The sequence below is a fragment of the Methylopila jiangsuensis genome (genome assembly GCF_027922305.1).
In the GTDB taxonomy this organism is placed as follows: Bacteria; Pseudomonadota; Alphaproteobacteria; order Rhizobiales; family Methylopilaceae; genus Methylopila; species Methylopila jiangsuensis.
In genome coordinates this window covers 74,392-91,272 of sequence record NZ_BSFK01000005.1, presented here as the reverse complement: position 1 = coordinate 91,272, position 16,881 = coordinate 74,392, and the positions used below count along the sequence as shown (strand labels likewise).

Here is a 16,881-nt window from a genome sequence, read left to right as displayed (position 1 = left end):
GGTTTGAACGCTTGCGAAAACCTCTCCCCGCTCTCCCCGCCGCCGTGACCGGCCGCCGGGCGCGACGACCCGCGCCCGGACGCACGAAAAAGGCCCCGCGCGTCGCCGCCGGGGCCTTGCTTCCGATCAGGGCCGGCGCGCTCGGGCGCCGGCCGGAAGGCTGATCACTCGCGGTTGCCGAACAGCGACAGCAGCATGGTGAACAGGTTGATGAAGTTCAGGTACAGCGACAGCGCTCCCATGATGGCCTTGCGGCCCATCACCGAGTGGTCGTCGCCGGCGTAGTACTCTTCCTTCAGGCGCTGGGTGTCGTAGGCGGTGAGGCCCGAAAACACCAGCACGCCGACCACCGACACCACGAACTGGATCATGGACGAGCCGATGAACAGGTTCACGAGGCTCGCGATGACGATGCCGAACAGGCCCATCATCAGGAAGGTGCCCATGCCGCTCAGGCTGCGCTTGGTGGTGTAGCCGTAAAGGCTGAGCGCGCCGAAGGCGGCGGCGGTGATGAAGAACACCCGCGCGATCGAAGCCCCGGTGTAGACGAGGAAGATCGACGACAGCGACAGGCCCATCAGGCCCGCGAAGACGTAGAACGCGATCTGCGCGCCGTTCACGCTCATGGTGTGCAGGCGGGCGGACAGGAAGAACACCATGCCGAGCGGGGCCAGCATGACCACCCACTTCAGCGGGCTCGCGAACAGGAGATGGCCGAACTGGGTCAGCTCACGCTGCCCGCCGACGCCCTGCGTGACCGCGAGCATGAAAGCGCCGATCGCCGCGAAGCCGGTGATGGCGAGGCCGAGCGACATGTAGTTGTAGACGCTCAGCATGTAGGAGCGCAGACCCTGATCGACGACCGCCTGGCTGGCGGCTCCGCCGACGGCCGTGCGGCCCCAAGCGTTGCGTTGGAAGTCGGACATGGGCTTTAGGGTCCTCGAAAGTAGGATCGATGGCGGTGCGACCTCTCGCACGCCTTCGTGGGAAGGATATGGGATGCATGGCGCGGCGCACAAGTTCGGGAGCGGCTCGGGATTCTGACAACTTCGTCAGCGGCGGCGCTTCGGACGGGGCGTGAGCGCGCCGATGCGGAAGCTCGTCGCCGGCCCCAGTCGCGCCACGAGCTTCCGGAGCGCCGGCGGCGCCACCGCCACGCAGCCTGCGGTGGGCGTGAAGCCCGGCCGGGCGGCGTGCAGGAAGATGGCGCTGCCCCGCCCGCGCCGCACGGGACGGTCGTTCCAGCCGAGCTCCACAACCAGGTCGTAGAGCCCGTCCTCCCGCCACAGGATCTCGTGCGAGGCGGCGAACGGCAGCGTCACCGGACGGTTGTAGCGACGGTGGCGGACGTCGTCGCACCACCCGTCGCCCGGTCGCGTCACCCGCACCGGGAGCGGGGTCGGCGGACGCGGGCCGCGATCCGCCCGGCGCCAGACGCGCCGGGCCTTCAACGCGGCGCGGGGCGTGGCGCCGTCGCCCTCGCGCTTGTCGGCGACGATTCCCGCCGGGCCGAGGGCGCAGGGCAGATTGAGGCCGCCGGCGATCACCCGGCCGCGGGCGCGATCGCCCACGAGCGCGCGAACAAGGATGGCGGAGAGCGGCCTTGGCATCGTAACATCCAGATCAGAAACGTGTGATCACACAGACCGCACGCGGCTTTTGGCGGCCGCCCGCCTTGCCGAGCGCGGGGGCCCTGCACTAGTTCACCCCCTGAACGCGATGCGGCGTCCGCAGCCGGAGATGACCCCCAGATGGCCACCAAGCGCAAGATTCTTGTCGTCGACGATGATTCCGACCTTCGGGAGGAGATCGCCGAGCAGCTGAATCTGCACGACGAGTTCGAGGCCGAGACGGCGAGCGTCGCCATGGAGGGCGTGGCCAAGGCCCGCGCCGACCATGTGGACCTCGTGCTGATGGACGTCGGGCTGCCGGACGTGGACGGTCGCGAGGCGGTGAAGATGATGCGCCGGGACGGCTTCCGCGGCCCGGTGATCATGCTCACGGGCCAGGACTCCGACGCCGACCAGATCCTCGGGCTTGAGGCCGGCGCCAACGACTATGTGGCGAAGCCGGTGCGCTTCGCGGTGCTGCTCGCCCGCATCCGCGCCCAGCTCCGCAGCCACGAGGCGAGCGAGGACGCGGTGTTCGCGGTCGGCCCCTACACGTTCAAGCCGGGCGCCAAGATGCTGGTGACCGACAAGAACGCCAAGATCCGCCTGACGGAGAAGGAAACCGCCATCCTGCGCTTCCTCTACCGCGCCGGCTCCTCGGTGGTGGGGCGCGAAACGCTTCTTCAGGAAGTCTGGGGCTACAATTCGGGCGTGACGACTCACACGCTCGAAACGCATGTCTATCGGCTGAGGCAGAAGATCGAGGCCGATCCGTCCAACGCGCGTCTGCTCGTCACGGAGGCCGGAGGCTACAAGCTCGTCCCTTGAGGGGCGGGCGGGACGCGCGGGGAGCGGCTTGGCGCTTGAGGACGACATTCGCACGCTGAGCCGCGCGCCGGTGCTGGACGCGCTTGGCCGCGACGCCCTGCGCCTGATCGCCTTCTCCGCCGACCGCCAGAGCCTCCGCGACGGACAGACGCTGTTCCGCGAGGGCCAGCGCGCCGACGGCGGCTATGTGGTGATGTCGGGCGCGATCGACCTGTTCCGGGGCAAGCCGGGCGACGGCCCGAGCCGCCGCATCGGCCCCGGCGCGCTGATCGGCGAGATGGCGCTGCTGACGGATGTGAAGCGGCCGGCGACGGCGGTGGCGGTGGGCGCCGCCGGCGTGCTGCGCATCGCCCGGCCGCTGTTCCTGCGCCTGTTCGACGAATATCCCGAGCTTGCGGAGACGCTGCGCCAGAGGCTCTCCGAGCGCATGGCGGCCGACATGGCCGACCTGAAGCGCATCGAGGCGGCGCTGCGGCGCTGAGGCGCCTGTCGGAAAACCGCCTCACCCGTCATGCCCGGCGCATGCTGGGCATGACGGGTGGTGCAATGACGTGCGCCTCCGGACGGACGCTGAAGCCTACCCCTCCGCCGGCACCGCCGCCGCGGCGAGGAAGTCGCCCTGGAGATAGGTCGCGCCCCATCCGGTGAGCAGGTCGGCCACCTCGGCGGTCTCCACCTGTTCGGCGACCGTCTCGAAGCCGAGCTCCCGCGACAGCGCCAGCAGCGCCCGCACGAAGGCTCCGCTGTCGGACGGGCCGGCGAGGTCCTTCACGAAGGAGCCGTCGATCTTCACCAGATCGATGGCGAGCTGCTTCAGCGCCTTGAACGAGGTGTGGCCGGTGCCGAAGTCGTCGATCGCCACCTTCACCCCGCGCTCCCGCAGCCCGTCCACGAAGCCGGCGGTGACGGTGAGATCGGCGATGGCGACGGTCTCGGTGATCTCCACCATCAGCCGCTCGGCCAGGTCCGGCCGCAGCGTGAGCCAGGAGGTCAGGGCGTCCATCCACGCCACGTCGCTGGTGGTGGAGGCGGAGATGTTCACCGCCACCCGCGCGGCCGGGTTGGCGGCCAGATGCCGGATCGCGAGGTCGAGCACCCGGTGGTCGAGCGCATGGACGATGCCGACCTCCTCCGCAGCCTGCACCAGCGGCCCGCCGGAGACCACCCGGCCGTCGGCGACGCGCACCCGCACCAGCGCCTCGCTCCAGCAGACCTCGCGGGTGGAGGCGCGCAGCACCGGCTGGAACGCCAGCGTCAGCCGCCGGGCGTTGATGGCCTGCATCAGCTCGTCCGCAAGCCGGACGTTGCTGCGCCGGGCCTCCTCCCGCTCGGGATCCGGCGTGTAGATGTGCGTCGCCGAAACCGCGTTCGCGGCGCGGGACAGCGCGCTGCGGCCGCGGTCCACCAGCTCCTTCACGTCCCGGGCGTGGCGCGGCGCCACCACGCCGCCGACCGCGATGCGCACCGAGACCGGGCCGAATTCGGTCGGCAGCGGCTCCTCGTTCACCGCCGCCACGAAGCGGCGGGCGGCCACCTGCAGGTCCGGCCCGTCGCACTCCTGAAGCACCAGACCAAAGGTGGAGGTGGAGAACCGGCCGAGCGAATCGCCGCCGCGCATGACGCCGCGCAGCCGCCGCGCCACCTCCATCACCGCCCGGTCGCCGAGCGCGAAGCCGTAAGCGTCGTTGATCGCGCCGAGATTGCTGAGCGCCACCAGCGCGAAGGAGGACGGCGTCTGCATCCGCGCCCCCGCCTGCAGCGCCGCTTCGGCGATCTCCAGCAGGCGCGGCCGTGCGATCTGCCCCGTTAGCGGATCGAACCGCGCCGCGAGCGCCAGCTGCTCCGCCCGCTCGTGATGGGCGCCCAGCAGCCGCACCACGCCCGCGACCCGCGCCGGCCGGCCGTCCTCGCCCGCGTACCAGCGGCCGCGGTCCTGCACCCAGAGGCGCCGCGCCCGGCCGCCGCGCCGGATGGCGTACTCCACCTCGAACGGCGCGCCCTCCCCCGCGTCCGGCGCGGAGGCGCCGAACACCGCCGAGCGGCGGGTCGTCAGCGCCTCGGGATCGATCAGCGCGTCGTAGCGGGTGGCGGTGTCGATGGGAAAGCGGCCGTCGAGCCCGAGCAGGTCGGCTGCGTTGTCCGTCCAGACGAGCGCGTCGGACGCCACGTCCCAGACGTAGGCCGCTTCGCCCACCGCGCGGAGGACGTCCAGAACAGGCGGGGCCGCCGGGGCGTCCGGCGCCGTGGAGCTGAGCGGCATGCGGCCAAGGTATCCGTGCTGAGGCCACGCAAACGAATCGCGGCCGCTGGACTTTAACGAATCCGTCCGTACTTTCCTTAAGTGGAAACCCGGACCGGACATATGGTTAAGATTCGGTTGACGTTTCACGCTTCGCGGCGGTGCTGATATGGGACAGGTTTCGATGAGAGGGAGGGCGTGATGTTTCTGATTTCGGGCCCCCGTCCGGCCGACGCCCCCTCCCGCCCACGTCGAGCGGCGGACAGCGCGGCGGCTGAGCCCGCGCGCACCCAGACGCCGCGTACGGAGGCCGCAGCGCCGTCTTCACGCGCAACAGACCCGAAGCCGGACGCTTCCGCCACAGCCGCCGCCCGGACCGGAGCCGCCCCCGCCAGCGACGGCTCCCTGGTGGAGCGGTCGCGTCCCTATGCGCCGCTTGTGGCTCAACTGATCGCCACCGGCCTCGGCCTCGATCAGACGCGCCGTCGCCGCCGCGCATCGCCCACTGAGGCCGCCAAAGCCTACAGGCGCACTCTCAACGCTCCCGGGGCGTCGCTGTTCGCCAAGGCGTGACCGGCGCATTCAAAGAGCCCGGCGCGTGGACATTCCGCGCCCGCGCCGAACGCCGACCGTCGGACGGCCGCGACCTGATCTGAGAGGTTCACACCGTCGCGCTCAAACGGCGTAATGCGCACCGAAGGTTAAAGGCCTACGCCGATGGCGCCGCCCCATTCAGGAGACGCGCAAAAGGGCGCGATACCGCGCCCTTTAAACGCCAGGTCCGCGGACCTTCCTCGTTAGAAGGCGCGAATCCCGCTGACGGTCTCCGATGTCACACGCCGAGACGGCGCCGTCCAGTCCAACTGCGGCCTGCGGCCAGGGCGCGGGCGATGCCGGCTTCGGCTTCGCCGGCGATCTGGTTGGCGCGACCGCGGAGCACCAGCTTGTCGTCACCCGCCATGCGGCCAAGAGCCTGCTGCAGACGGCCCTTGATCTGCTTGGCGACGCCTTCCATCCGATCCTTGTTCACCGCGGCCTCCCGAGCCTGATGCGTTTTGTCGCATTATTGTTTCCAGAACGCTGGATGAAGCCTTGAGGTTGCGCAAGATCACCAAAAGAATCGTGTGCGTGGTCATGACTTTCGACGCGCTCGCCGCGGTGGGGCTTGTCTGTTAGCGTCGCGCCCGCTCTCCCTCCCCCACGACAGCCCGACGAGCCCCGTGACCGCCACGCCGACCTCCCGCGCCACGCCCGATCTCGCCGCCTTCGCCGACCGCATTCGTTCCGGAGACCGCGCTTCGCTCGCCCGCGCCATCACCTTCGCGGAATCCCGCCGCGCCGATCATCAGGCGTTTGCGCGCGCGCTGGTGCAGGAGCTTCTGCCGCACACCGGAAAAGCCATCCGCGTCGGCGTCACCGGGGTTCCGGGCGTCGGCAAATCCACCACCATCGACACGCTGGGCAGCCGGCTGACCGCCGCCGGTCACAAGGTCGCGGTGCTGGCGGTCGACCCGTCCTCCACCCGCACCGGCGGCTCGATCCTGGGCGACAAGACCCGCATGCAGCGGCTCGCCATGGACCGGCGGGCTTATGTGCGGCCCTCGCCTTCCGCCGGCACGCTCGGCGGCGTGGCGGCCAAAACGCGGGAGAGCATGCTGCTGGCGGAGGCGGCCGGGTTTGACGTGATCCTCGTGGAGACGGTTGGCATCGGCCAGTCGGAGACCACCGTCTCGGACATGACGGACGTGTTTCTGGTGCTGATGCTGCCGGGCGCAGGCGACGAGCTTCAGGGCATCAAGAAGGGCGTGCTGGAGATCGCCGACATCATCGCCGTGAACAAGGCGGACGGCGACGGCGCCCCCCGGGCCAAGGCGGCCGCCGCCGAATACGCCGGCGCGCTGCGCATTCTTTCGGGCCAGGGCGGAGCCTGGACGCCGGAGGTGCTCACCGTCTCGGGCCTCGCGGACCAGGGCCTCGATCGGCTGTGGACGCGGGTGGAGGCCTGCCGCGACGCCCGCGCCAAGGCGGGCGAACTGGCCCGCCGGCGCGCGGGCCAGCAGGTGCGCTGGATGTGGACCATGGTGGAGGCCCGTTTCCGGGAGCGCCTCGCCGACGATCCGCGCCTCGCCGAGCGCGTGCCGGCGCTGGAGCGCGACGTGGCCGCCGGCGGGCTGGCGCCGACGGTGGCGGCGGATGAGATCGCGCGCGTTCTCGGGTTCTGAGGCGCAGGTCGCTCCGAACCTTGATCCTTGACCGTAAGAACGATTCCTGTACCGTCCGGTAAAGTTTACCGACCGGTACAGGAGACGACGATGTCCGCACGCCCGCCTTTTCCGCCCTTCACCGCCGAGACCGCCGCACAGAAGGCGCGTCTCGCCGAGGACGCCTGGAACGGACGTGATCCGGCGAAGGTGGCGCTGGCCTACACGCCGGACAGCGTTTGGCGGAACCGGGCCGAGTTCGTGCGCGGGCGGGATGAGATCGTCGCCTTCCTCACCCGCAAATGGGCGCGGGAGCTGGACTATCGGCTGATCAAGGAGGTGTGGGCCTTCACCGACGACCGCATCGCCGCGCGCTTCGCCTATGAGTGGCGCGACGATTCCGGCCAGTGGTTCCGCTCCTATGGCAACGAGAACTGGGAGTTCGACGCCGCCGGCCTGATGCGGCGGCGGCTCGCCTCCATCAACGACCTGCCGATCGCGGAGGCCGACCGCAAATACCACTGGCCGCTGGGGCGCCGGCCGGACGACCATCCGGGCCTGAGCGATCTCGGGCTCTGACGGGCGTGGCGCGCCCTCCGGCCGAAAGGGCGGCGTTGCTGCCCGCCATCGCCGAGGTGTTCCGCGAACACGGCTACGAGGGCGCGAGCCTGTCGCTGATCGGCGCCGCCACCGGGCTCGGCAAGGGCAGCCTCTACCACTTCTTCCCCCGCGGAAAGGAGGAGATGGCCGAGGCCGCTCTGGCGGAGATCGACGGCTGGTTCGAGCGCGAGGTCTACGCGCCGCTCCGGGACGCCGAAGCCCCGGACAAGGCGATCGCCGCCATGTTCGACAGCGTGGACGCCTACTTCCGCACCGGCCGCCGCGCCTGTCTCGTGGGCGTGCTGGCGCTGGGCGACGCCCGCGACCGTTTCGCGGATGCGATCCGCAGCTACTTCGTGCGCTGGGTGGCGGCGCTGGAGGCCGCGCTGGCCCGCGCCGGCCACGCGCCGGACGACGCCCGGGCGCTGGCGGAGGAGACGGTAGCCGGCGTCCAGGGCGCGATCACGCTCGCCCGCGCGCTGGACGATCCGGCCGTGTTCGCCCGCGCCATGGAGACGATGCGGCGGCGCGCCACGCATGGCGAGCATTAAAACTCAGGCGTCGGGAGGGGTTCTCTCCGGCGCTTGAGCCTGATCCGGCCGTTTCTCGGCATGTGCGACGCGCTCCGCCAAGACCGCAGTCGGAGTGCAAGAGTTCACCTGATCAAGGCTGTCGACACCGCACCTGATCTTTGACTGCGCTCTCGACGGCTTGGGCGCCCGGTCAAGCCTCCCTACGATGACCACAGCAGCTTTTCGATCTCTTCAGGCGTCATGTCGTCAACATCGTAAGTGGTCATGCCCGATCGTCCCGCCGGCGAAGCGCCCTCGGATTCATACTTCCACACCAGCATCAGGCCACGCGGCGTCTCAAGAAGACCGAGCGTCTGCTGCTTATCGGTCCGAGCCGAATGGATCTCCTGCATGAGACCATTCAGCTTGTCCGTCAGCTCCCGCAGCTTCGGATCCTGCTTCATCGCATGCGATTCGGAAGACACGAAGTAGTTGATGACTTCTCTGCGCTCCGCGTCAAATTGTGGAGCCGAAGATACGCTCACCCTACAACTGTATCCAGGCTCCGTACAATCAACTGTGAACGTTCCGTTGTAGTCGTCCACAATAATCTTTGCTCTTTTGCGGGTCGTCCCAACCATGCGCATTCCTCCATAAGGGAAAATGAGCGGACGTCTTTGCGGCCATCTTAGATTGGCGGAGTTTCGTGTCGTGATGCTGCTCTGACCGTTCGGCGCTGGCCGGACGTTCGCGTCGTAAACGCGCGCGAAAACGCGGCGCAACACCCACGCCGACACGGTGGACGCACGCGGCAATAGCGTTCGCACCTCAGGCGCCGACCCTGGTCTTTACAGGGCCTCGTCCCACGGAAAACTCGCGGGCGCACGAATGTGACGGACGAAAAACGCGGACGTCAAGAGCAAAGGTCCTTTTTGGTCTTATCCAAAAAAGCCCTTTCGGGCAGGCGCCCTTCATAGTTGTAAATTTCGACATCGGCACTCAGGTGCGAGGCCCGCGCAACCCGCAGCGCTCTTTCTGTCAGGCGCCCCGCTTGCAGAAAATCGGCGACGCAGCGCCCACGCGCGCTCAGGCCGCCCGCCTGCTTCTGGCTGACCCGGCGAAACGCGCGCCACTGCCGCCGGGCGCATGAAGCGCTACGGGCGTTGGCCCGATCAAAGCCGATGCATGCGCGCCGCCGTGGAGACGCCCAGTCGTCACTCACGCCCGAAGCGCAGCGACCCCCTTGGGGCCAAGCGCCGCGAGCGCGCTGGCGGCGATGGCGCGGCCGTCGAGCCCCGCCTCGGAGAGCTGGGTCTCCGGCTTGTCGTGGTCCTGAAAACGGTCCGGCAGGGTGAGCGTGCGCACCTTGAGCCCGCGATCCAGCGCGCCCTCGCCGGCGAGAAGCTGTAGCACCATGGCGCCGAAGCCGCCGGAGGAGCCCTCCTCCACCATCATCAGCACCTCATGCCCGCGGGCGAGCCGCAGGATCAGGTCCCGGTCCAGCGGCTTGGCGAAACGGGCGTCCGCCACGGTGGTCGAGACGCCCCGAAGCGCCAGCTCCTCCGCCGCCTCAAGCGCGGCCGCGAGCCGCGTGCCCAGCGACAGCAGCGCCACCGTGGAGCCCTCGCGCAGCACCCGGCCCCGGCCGAGCGGCAGAACCTGGCCCCGCGCCGGAAGCTCCACGCCCACGCCCTCGCCGCGGGGGTAGCGGAAGGCGATGGGGCCGTCGTCGTAAGCCGCGGCGGTCGCGACCATGTGGACCAGCTCCGCCTCGTCCGCCGGCGCCATGAGCGCCATGTCCGGCAGGCAGCCGAGATAGGCCACGTCATAGGCGCCCGCATGGGTGGCGCCGTCGGCGCCCACGAGGCCGGCCCGGTCGATGGCGAAGCGCACCGGCAGGTTCTGGATCGCGACGTCGTGCACCACCTGGTCGTAGGCACGCTGCAGGAAGGTGGAGTAAAGCGCGCAGAACGGCTTCAGCCCCTCCGCCGCGAGGCCCGCCGCGAAAGTGACGGCGTGCTGTTCGGCGATGCCGACGTCGAAGGTGCGGGCCGGGAACGCCTGTTCGAACAGGTCGAGCCCGGTGCCGCCGGGCATGGCCGCGGTGATGGCGACCACGCGCTCGTCCCGCTTCGCCTCGTCCACCAGAGCCTGCGCGAACACCTTGGTGTAGGTGGGGGCGTTGGCCTTGGGCTTGGTCTGGGCGCCCGACACCACGTCGAAGGCCGAGACGCCGTGATACTTGTCGGCGGAGGCCTCCGCCGGAGCGTAGCCCTTGCCTTTCTGGGTCACCACATGGACCAGGATCGGGCCCTGGTCCGCGTCGCGCACGTTCTTCAGGACGGGCAGCAGGTGCTCCAGATTGTGGCCGTCGATCGGGCCCACATAGTAGAAGCCAAGCTCCTCGAACAGCGTGCCGCCCATGGCGAGGCCGCGGGCGTACTCCTCCGCGCGCGCCGCGCCGCGTTCCACGAAGCGGGGCAGACGCTTGACGAGTCCCCGGCCGATCTCCCGCAGCGACAGGTAGGTGCGGCCGGAGACGAGCCGCGCCAGATAGGCCGACATGGCGCCGGTGGGCGGCGCGATCGACATGTCGTTGTCGTTCAGGATGACCACCAGCCGCGATCCCAAAGCCCCGGCGTTGTTCATGGCCTCATAGGCCATGCCGGCGGACATGGCGCCGTCGCCGATGACGCAGACCACCCGGTTGTCGTCGCCCTTCAGGTCGCGGGCCACCGCCATGCCGAGCCCGGCCGAGATCGAGGTCGAGGAATGGCCGGCGCCGAAGGGGTCGAACGCGCTCTCGGAGCGCTTGGTGAAGCCGGACAGGCCTCCGCCCTTGCGCAGGGTGCGGATGCGGTCGCGCCGCCCGGTCAGGATCTTGTGCGGGTAGACCTGATGGCCGACGTCCCAGATCAGCCGGTCCCGAGGCGTGTCGAACACATGGTGCAGCGCGACCGTCAGCTCCACCACGCCGAGCCCCGCGCCCAGATGGCCGCCCGTCACCGAAACGGCGTCGATCGTCTCGCGCCGCAGTTCGGCGGCGAGCTGGTCGAGCTGGTCCTCGGGGAGACGGCGCAGATCCTCCGGCGTGCGAACGACGTCGAGCAGGGGCGTTGCGGAAGTTTCGGTCACGGCGGGAGAAGCATCCTCGCGGTTAACAGGAGCCGAGCGTTACACCACCGTCGTAACCGGCGCAAACGGCGACCAAAGACGGTCTTGGCCGAAAGCCGCCTTGCGCCGCTTCGGCGCCGCCCCAGTTTTCGAGTGATGAAAAGCTCAAGGCGGCTCGTCCTCCTGCTCGCCGGCGCTTTGGCGTCCGGCTCTTTCGCCGTTCCCCTCACCAGCGTCGCACCGGCTGAAGCGCGCGAGAGCCGGCCGCTGTTCTCGCTGCCGAAGCAGCTTCGCCTGCCCTGGTCGCAGCCGAGCCGGCCGACGCGCAAGGCGCGCCGCGCCTCGCGTTCCGTCCGCAGCGCGCCGCCGCCCCTGCCCCGTCCGGCGCCGAGGCCGGACGAGACGAGGCCGGCGGCGGCGCAGGACGCAGCCTCAGGCGGCGACGCCGCGCCCTCCTCCGGGGCCGATGACGACGCCCGCGCCGCCGAGCGGGCCGCGGGCTTCGCGGCGCTGCGCCCAGCAGCGGAGACGCCGCCTTTGCCGCCGCTGGTCCGCCCTCCCTCCCGCGCCGTGAACACGGCTCCACTGCCGCCGGAGCGCCCCACGGCGGTCGCGGCCCTGCCGCCGCGCGCGCCGCTGACGGAGGCGCCGCCCGCGGACACCCCGCCGGTGGAGGCGCCCGCCCCGTCCGCCCGCGACCGGGATCCGGACTGCGCGGCGCTGGCGGACGCCGCCACCGCGGCGCCGCTGCCGCCGATCCTCGGGCCCGGCGCCTGCGGCGCCGCGCTTCCCGTTTCGTTGTCAGCGGTGAAGCTGCCCGATGGGAGCGAAGTGACGGTGACGCCGGCGGCGACGCTCACCTGCGCCGCGGCCCTCGCCGCGACGCAACTGGTGCGGGACGATCTGGCTCCAGCGGCGAAAAAGGCGGGCGCGCGACTGTCCGGCGTCAGCGTCGCCGCGTCGTATGTCTGCCGCGGCCGCAACAACCGAAAGGGCGCGAAGATGAGCGAGCACGGGCTCGCCAACGCCCTCGACGTCTCAGGATTCAGCTTCACGGACGGCCGCCGCATGGGCGTCTACGACGATGCGCTGCCAAAGGGGTTCGCCGACGCGTTAAAGCCCGCCGTCTGCGCGCGGTTCATGACCGTGCTGGGACAGGGCTCGGACGGCTTTCACGAGGACCACCTGCATCTGGACCTCAGGAAGCGACGCAACCCGAAGTCGAAACTCTGCCAGTGGACGGTGGATTAGCGGGCCGGACGGGCGGCCGCCTGGGCGTCGCCGGCGACGGCATCGGTGCGCAGCGCGTTCAGCGCCACATCCACGAACTCCCGACGCTCGAAGGCGTCCCGGGCCAGATTGGCGAGATGCCGCACCAGCGGCACGCGCTCGCAGGCGAAGCCGTTGTGGGGGCCGAGCGCGCGGTCGGCGCGCTCCACCACCTCGGCGCAGTCCGCCTGGGCTCGCACGTCGATGCGGCGATGCTCGGGCAGGTCGCCGGCGTAGCCGCCATCCCTGAGATAGGTGACGTCCGAAAGGGCGGCGAAAGCCGCGAGAAACAGCGCAGCGACGACCAGAACGAGCCGCATCGTGGTGAACCTGACGGACAGGGGTGAACCTTCCCCCTAACGAAGGAAGCAAGACTATCGTTCCAGTTAACGGAGCCGGCGGCGACATCTTTTTCGCGCCTGCGCGTCATGTCGCAGCCCGGCTTCCGGCGGTCCGGCGGCTGGGCTAGGAGAGTGGAGACAACCCGCCGACGGAGTTTCCCGCGATGGTCACCAATCTCCAGGCCCGCGACGCCGCGACCGTGCTGCACCCCTACTCCAACCTTGCGACGCTGCCGCGACAGGGCTCGCTCATCCTCGAGCGGGGCGAAGGGGTGTTCGTCTACGACGTGGACGGCAAGCCCTATCTCGAAGGCATGGCGGGCCTGTGGTGCAACGCGCTGGGCCACGGTCGCGAGGAGCTGGTGGAGGCCGCCGCCGAACAGATGCGCAAGCTGCCCTTCGCCCATCTCTTCACCGGCAAGAGCCACGACCCGGCGATCGCGCTGGCGGAGAAGCTGAAGGAGCTCTCGCCGATGAAGGCCGCGAAGGTCTTCTTCTGCAACTCGGGCTCCGAGGCCAACGACACCCAGATGAAGCTGGTCTGGTACGTCAACAACGCGCTCGGCCGGCCGCAGAAGAAGAAGATCATATCCCGCATCAAGGCCTATCACGGCGTCACCGTCGCGAGCGCCAGCCTCACCGGCCTGCCCAACAACCACATCGATTTCGACCTGCCGATCCCGGGCGTGCGCCACGCCGGCTGCCCGCACCACTACCGTTTCGCCGAGGCCGGCGAGAGCGAGGAGGCTTTCGCCACCCGGCTCGCCGCCGAGCTCGACGCGCTGATCGAGGCCGAGGGGCCGGAGACGGTGGCCGCCTTCATCGCCGAGCCGGTGATGGGGGCGGGCGGCGTGATCGTGCCGCCGGAGACCTATTACCCCAAGATCCAGGCGGTGCTGGAGAAGCACGACGTGATGCTGATCGCCGACGAGGTGATCTGCGGCTTCGGCCGGCTCGGCGAATGGTTCGGCTCCACCGCGCTCAAGATGAAGCCGGACACGGTCTCCATCGCCAAGCAGCTCTCCTCCGCCTACGCCCCGATCGCCGGCGTCATCATCCCGGACTGGATCGACGAGGCGCTCACCCGCCAGAGCGAGAAGATCGGCGTGTTCGGCCACGGCTTCACCTATTCCGGCCATCCGGTCGCCGCCGCCGTGGCGCTGAAGACGCTGGAGATCTATGAGCGCGAGAACATCCTCGCCCATGTGAACGGGATCATCCCGGGCTTCCAGGCGCGGCTGAAGGCGCTCGGCGACCATCCGCTGGTGGGCGAGGCGCGGGGAACCGGCCTCGTGGGCGCGGTGGAGCTGGTGGCCGACAAGACGACCAAGCGCTCATTCGACGCCAGGCGCGCCATCGCGGCCAAGGCGGTCGGTTTCGCGCAGGACGAAGGCCTGATCGTGCGCGCCATCGGCGACGCGGTGTCGATCTGCCCGCCGCTGGTGATCACGTCGGCCGAGATCGACCTGCTGTTCGACCGCCTGACCGCGGCGCTCGACCGCACCGAAGCCTGGGCCGCGGCCGAGAACGCCCGCGCGGCCTGAGGCCTCAGCCGAGCGTCGCGAGGCCCGGAAAAGTCTCCAGCAGCCAGAACGAGGCGGTGGCGGTGAAGCCGGTGAGGAAGGCGAGGCCGGTCAGCACCAGCAGGCCGCCCGTCACCTTCTCCACCGTGCCGAGATGGGCGCGGAAGCGCTTCAGGAAGGCGATGAACGGCTTCATGGCGAAGGCCGCGATCAGGAACGGCAGGCCGAGCCCCGCGGCGTAGACCGCGAGCAGGCCGGCGCCGCTCGCCACCGTGGTCTCGGAGGCGGCCACGGACAGCACCGCCGCCAGCACCGGGCCGATGCAGGGCGTCCAGCCGAAGGCGAAGGCGAGGCCCATCAGATAGGCGCCCCAGAGCCCCACCGGCTTCTGCACCTCCATGCGGGTGTCGCGCATCAGGAAGCCGATGCGGAACACTCCGAGGAAATGCAGCCCCATCACGATGATGGCGACGCCGGCGACGCTCGCCAGCAGCGGCGCGTTGGCGAGCAGCAGGCGCCCGAGCGCGGATGCGGTGGCGCCCAGCGCCACGAACACGGTGGCGAAGCCCAGCACGAACAGCGCCGCCGCCCCGAGCGTCCGGGCGGAGACCGAGCGCGGCCGCTCGTCGCTGACGAGCTGGTCCAGCGTGGAGCCGGCGAGGAAGCAGAGGTAGGGCGGCACCAGCGGCAGCACGCAGGGGCTCAGGAAACTCAGCGCGCCGGCCGCGAACACGGCCGGAAGGGTCACGTCGGAGATCATGGTCGCATCCGCTCGGGCGCGCGGGGCCGCGCCCGTTCAAGGTCCGGAGCGTCTAGCGCGGGCCGCGCTCCGGCGAAAGTCCGCGCCCGCAAACGTGACGCGCCGGCGCGGGCCTTGCCGCCCCCGAGAGCGGCGCGTTAGAAGACGCCCGACCCAATGACATCTCCGCCGGCCGGTTTCAGGGCCGCGCGTCCCACCTCCGGTTTCCGCGAGCACGAAAACCCCCATGGCCCAGCGCGAATTCATCTACCACATGTCCGGCGTCTCCAAGGCCTTCGGCCCCAAGAAGACGCTCGACAACGTTCACCTGTCCTTCTACCCGGACGCCAAGATCGGCATCCTCGGTCCGAACGGCGCCGGCAAGTCGACCCTGCTGAAGATCATGGCGGGCATCGACAAGGAGTTCACCGGCGAGGCCTGGGCCGCCAAGGGCGCCAAGATCGGCTATCTGGCGCAGGAGCCCCAGCTCGATCCGTCGAAGACCGTCCGCGAGAACGTCATGGAGGGCGTCGCCGCCAAGACGGCGATCCTCGAGCGCTACAACGAGCTCGCCATGAATTACTCGGACGAGACCGCGGACGAGATGACCGAGCTGCAGGACAAGATCGAGGCGCTCGGCCTGTGGGACCTGGACAGCAAGGTGGATCAGGCCATGGAGGCGCTCGGCTGCCCGCCGGACGACTGGAACGTGGAGAAGCTCTCGGGCGGCGAGAAGCGCCGCGTGGCGCTGTGCAAGCTGCTGCTCGAGGAGCCCGACCTGCTGCTGCTGGACGAGCCCACCAACCATCTCGACGCCGAGACGGTGAACTGGCTCGAAAACCACCTGCGGAACTATCCGGGCGCGATCCTGATCATCACCCACGACCGCTACTTCCTGGACAACGTGACCGGCTGGATCCTCGAGATCGACCGCGGTCGCGGCATCCCTTACGAGGGCAACTACTCGTCGTGGATCGTCCAGAAGCAGAAGCGGATGATCCAGGAGAACCGCGTCGAGGAGGCCCTGCAGCGCACGCTGAAGCGCGAGCAGGAGTGGATGGGCAACAGCCCCAAGGCGCGTCAGGCCAAGAACAAGGCCCGCATCCAGCGCTATGACGACCTGGTGGCCAAGGCCTCCGAGGCCGGCCCGACCACGGCGCAGATCGTCATCCCGATCGCCGAGCGCCTCGGCGCCAACGTGGTGGAGTTCGACGGCCTGTCCAAGGGCTTCGGCGACAAGCTGCTGATCGAGGACCTGTCGTTCAAGCTGCCGCCCGGCGGCATCGTCGGCGTCATCGGCCCGAACGGCGCCGGCAAGACCACGCTGTTCCGCATGATCACCGGCCAGGACACGCCCGACAAGGGCGAGATCAAGGTCGGCGACACCGTGCATCTCGGCTATGTGGACCAGTCCCGCGACGCGCTCGATCCCAACAAGAACGTCTGGGAGGAGATCTCCGGCGGCACCGACGTGATCCATCTCGGCAAGCGCGAGGTGAACTCCCGCGCCTATGTCTCCGCCTTCAACTTCAAGGGCGCGGCCCAGCAGAAGAAGGTGGGCGACCTGTCGGGCGGCGAGCGCAACCGCGTGCATCTCGCCAAGATGCTGAAGTCCGGCGCCAACGTCCTGCTGCTCGACGAGCCCACCAACGACCTCGACATGGAGACGCTGCGCGCGCTCGAGGAGGCGCTGGAGGAGTACGCCGGCTGCGCGGTCATCATCAGCCATGACCGCATGTTCCTGGACCGCATCGCCACCCACATGCTGGCCTTCGAGGGCGACAGCCACGTGGAGTGGTTCGAGGGCAACTTCCAGGACTACGAGGAAGACAAGAAGCGCCGCCTCGGCCCCGACGCGGTGGAGCCCAAGCGCATCAAGTACCGCCAGTTCTCGCGGTGACGGTT

At 69.7% G+C, this 16,881-nt stretch carries 16 protein-coding genes; 8 read left to right on the top strand and 8 right to left on the bottom strand.

The window, feature by feature from the left end; translation table 11 throughout:
• Window positions 1–164: 164 nt before the first annotated feature.
• Window positions 165–926: a Bax inhibitor-1/YccA family protein gene (locus tag PKE85_RS02005; protein WP_271203120.1), complete on the bottom strand. Its 762-nt coding sequence runs from the start codon at window positions 924–926 to the stop codon at window positions 165–167.
• Window positions 927–1,052: 126 nt separating this feature from the next.
• A complete protein-coding gene (locus tag PKE85_RS02000; RefSeq protein WP_271203119.1) occupies window positions 1,053–1,610 on the bottom strand; it encodes a L,D-transpeptidase family protein in 558 nt (185 codons plus the stop codon).
• 141 nt (window positions 1,611–1,751) lie between these two features.
• Here PKE85_RS02000 and PKE85_RS01995 point away from each other — a divergent pair, with 141 nt between their 5' ends.
• Complete coding sequence (locus tag PKE85_RS01995) at window positions 1,752–2,438, top strand: response regulator transcription factor (protein ID WP_271203118.1); 687 nt, start codon at window positions 1,752–1,754, stop codon at window positions 2,436–2,438.
• Between the two features lie 28 nt (window positions 2,439–2,466).
• Entirely contained in the window at window positions 2,467–2,919 is a 453-nt protein-coding gene (locus PKE85_RS01990) for a cyclic nucleotide-binding domain-containing protein (protein ID WP_271203117.1), read from the top strand.
• A gap of 96 nt (window positions 2,920–3,015) precedes the next feature.
• On the opposite strand, the gene PKE85_RS01985 is transcribed toward PKE85_RS01990, so the two are convergent.
• Window positions 3,016–4,698, bottom strand: coding sequence for a GGDEF and EAL domain-containing protein (locus PKE85_RS01985; protein ID WP_271203116.1), 1,683 nt, complete (start codon window positions 4,696–4,698; stop codon window positions 3,016–3,018).
• 811 nt (window positions 4,699–5,509) lie between these two features.
• Entirely contained in the window at window positions 5,510–5,707 is a 198-nt protein-coding gene (locus PKE85_RS01980; protein WP_271203115.1) for a CsbD family protein, read from the bottom strand.
• Window positions 5,708–5,897: 190 nt separating this feature from the next.
• Here PKE85_RS01980 and meaB point away from each other — a divergent pair, with 190 nt between their 5' ends.
• From meaB to PKE85_RS01965, 3 genes are all read left to right on the top strand, one after another.
• The gene (meaB, locus tag PKE85_RS01975; protein WP_271203114.1) at window positions 5,898–6,899 is read left to right on the top strand and encodes a methylmalonyl Co-A mutase-associated GTPase MeaB; all 1,002 of its coding nucleotides are present in this window, start codon (window positions 5,898–5,900) and stop codon (window positions 6,897–6,899) included.
• Window positions 6,900–6,989: 90 nt separating this feature from the next.
• The gene (locus tag PKE85_RS01970; protein ID WP_271203113.1) at window positions 6,990–7,457 is read left to right on the top strand and encodes a nuclear transport factor 2 family protein; all 468 of its coding nucleotides are present in this window, start codon (window positions 6,990–6,992) and stop codon (window positions 7,455–7,457) included.
• 5 nt (window positions 7,458–7,462) lie between these two features.
• Window positions 7,463–8,029 carry a TetR/AcrR family transcriptional regulator gene (locus PKE85_RS01965; protein WP_271203112.1) on the top strand — a complete coding sequence of 189 codons (567 nt, stop codon included), beginning with the start codon at window positions 7,463–7,465 and terminating at the stop codon, window positions 8,027–8,029.
• Between the two features lie 182 nt (window positions 8,030–8,211).
• Here PKE85_RS01965 and PKE85_RS01960 read toward each other — a convergent pair whose 3' ends face one another.
• Window positions 8,212–8,631 carry a hypothetical protein gene (locus tag PKE85_RS01960; RefSeq protein ID WP_271203111.1) on the bottom strand — a complete coding sequence of 140 codons (420 nt, stop codon included), beginning with the start codon at window positions 8,629–8,631 and terminating at the stop codon, window positions 8,212–8,214.
• A gap of 577 nt (window positions 8,632–9,208) precedes the next feature.
• Window positions 9,209–11,125 carry a 1-deoxy-D-xylulose-5-phosphate synthase gene (dxs, locus tag PKE85_RS01955; RefSeq protein ID WP_271203110.1) on the bottom strand — a complete coding sequence of 639 codons (1,917 nt, stop codon included), beginning with the start codon at window positions 11,123–11,125 and terminating at the stop codon, window positions 9,209–9,211.
• Window positions 11,126–11,260: 135 nt separating this feature from the next.
• Between dxs and PKE85_RS01950 the strand changes: the two genes are divergently transcribed.
• The gene (locus PKE85_RS01950) at window positions 11,261–12,355 is read left to right on the top strand and encodes an extensin-like domain-containing protein (RefSeq protein WP_271203109.1); all 1,095 of its coding nucleotides are present in this window, start codon (window positions 11,261–11,263) and stop codon (window positions 12,353–12,355) included.
• Here PKE85_RS01950 and PKE85_RS01945 read toward each other — a convergent pair.
• A complete protein-coding gene (locus PKE85_RS01945; protein WP_271203108.1) occupies window positions 12,352–12,693 on the bottom strand; it encodes a hypothetical protein in 342 nt (113 codons plus the stop codon). The genes PKE85_RS01950 and PKE85_RS01945 overlap by 4 nt on opposite strands.
• Before the next feature lie 185 nt (window positions 12,694–12,878).
• Between PKE85_RS01945 and PKE85_RS01940 the strand changes: the two genes are divergently transcribed.
• On the top strand, window positions 12,879–14,258 hold the full coding sequence (locus tag PKE85_RS01940) for an aminotransferase (protein ID WP_271203107.1): 1,380 nt from the start codon (window positions 12,879–12,881) through the stop codon (window positions 14,256–14,258).
• 4 nt (window positions 14,259–14,262) lie between these two features.
• Here PKE85_RS01940 and PKE85_RS01935 read toward each other — a convergent pair whose 3' ends face one another.
• Window positions 14,263–14,997 (bottom strand): cytochrome c biogenesis CcdA family protein, encoded by a 735-nt coding sequence (locus PKE85_RS01935; RefSeq protein ID WP_271203106.1) that lies wholly within the window; start codon window positions 14,995–14,997, stop codon window positions 14,263–14,265.
• A gap of 226 nt (window positions 14,998–15,223) precedes the next feature.
• Between PKE85_RS01935 and ettA the strand changes: the two genes are divergently transcribed.
• Window positions 15,224–16,876 carry an energy-dependent translational throttle protein EttA gene (ettA, locus tag PKE85_RS01930; RefSeq protein ID WP_271203105.1) on the top strand — a complete coding sequence of 551 codons (1,653 nt, stop codon included), beginning with the start codon at window positions 15,224–15,226 and terminating at the stop codon, window positions 16,874–16,876.
• Window positions 16,877–16,881: the final 5 nt, after the last annotated feature.

Bases quoted from the DNA above. Each gene is read 5' to 3' on its own strand.
- PKE85_RS01950 (WP_271203109.1), top strand. From the start codon at position 11,261: ATGAAAAGCTCAAGGCGGCTCGTCCTCCTGCTCGCCGGCGCTTTGGCG.
- PKE85_RS01985 (WP_271203116.1), bottom strand. From the start codon at position 4,698: ATGCCGCTCAGCTCCACGGCGCCGGACGCCCCGGCGGCCCCGCCTGTT.
- PKE85_RS01960 (WP_271203111.1), bottom strand. From the start codon at position 8,631: ATGGTTGGGACGACCCGCAAAAGAGCAAAGATTATTGTGGACGACTAC.
- PKE85_RS02005 (WP_271203120.1), bottom strand. From the start codon at position 926: ATGTCCGACTTCCAACGCAACGCTTGGGGCCGCACGGCCGTCGGCGGA.
- PKE85_RS01945 (WP_271203108.1), bottom strand. From the start codon at position 12,693: ATGCGGCTCGTTCTGGTCGTCGCTGCGCTGTTTCTCGCGGCTTTCGCC.
- PKE85_RS01935 (WP_271203106.1), bottom strand. From the start codon at position 14,997: ATGATCTCCGACGTGACCCTTCCGGCCGTGTTCGCGGCCGGCGCGCTG.
- PKE85_RS01970 (WP_271203113.1), top strand. From the start codon at position 6,990: ATGTCCGCACGCCCGCCTTTTCCGCCCTTCACCGCCGAGACCGCCGCA.
- ettA (WP_271203105.1), top strand. From the start codon at position 15,224: ATGGCCCAGCGCGAATTCATCTACCACATGTCCGGCGTCTCCAAGGCC.
- PKE85_RS01940 (WP_271203107.1), top strand. From the start codon at position 12,879: ATGGTCACCAATCTCCAGGCCCGCGACGCCGCGACCGTGCTGCACCCC.
- PKE85_RS01995 (WP_271203118.1), top strand. From the start codon at position 1,752: ATGGCCACCAAGCGCAAGATTCTTGTCGTCGACGATGATTCCGACCTT.
- PKE85_RS02000 (WP_271203119.1), bottom strand. From the start codon at position 1,610: ATGCCAAGGCCGCTCTCCGCCATCCTTGTTCGCGCGCTCGTGGGCGAT.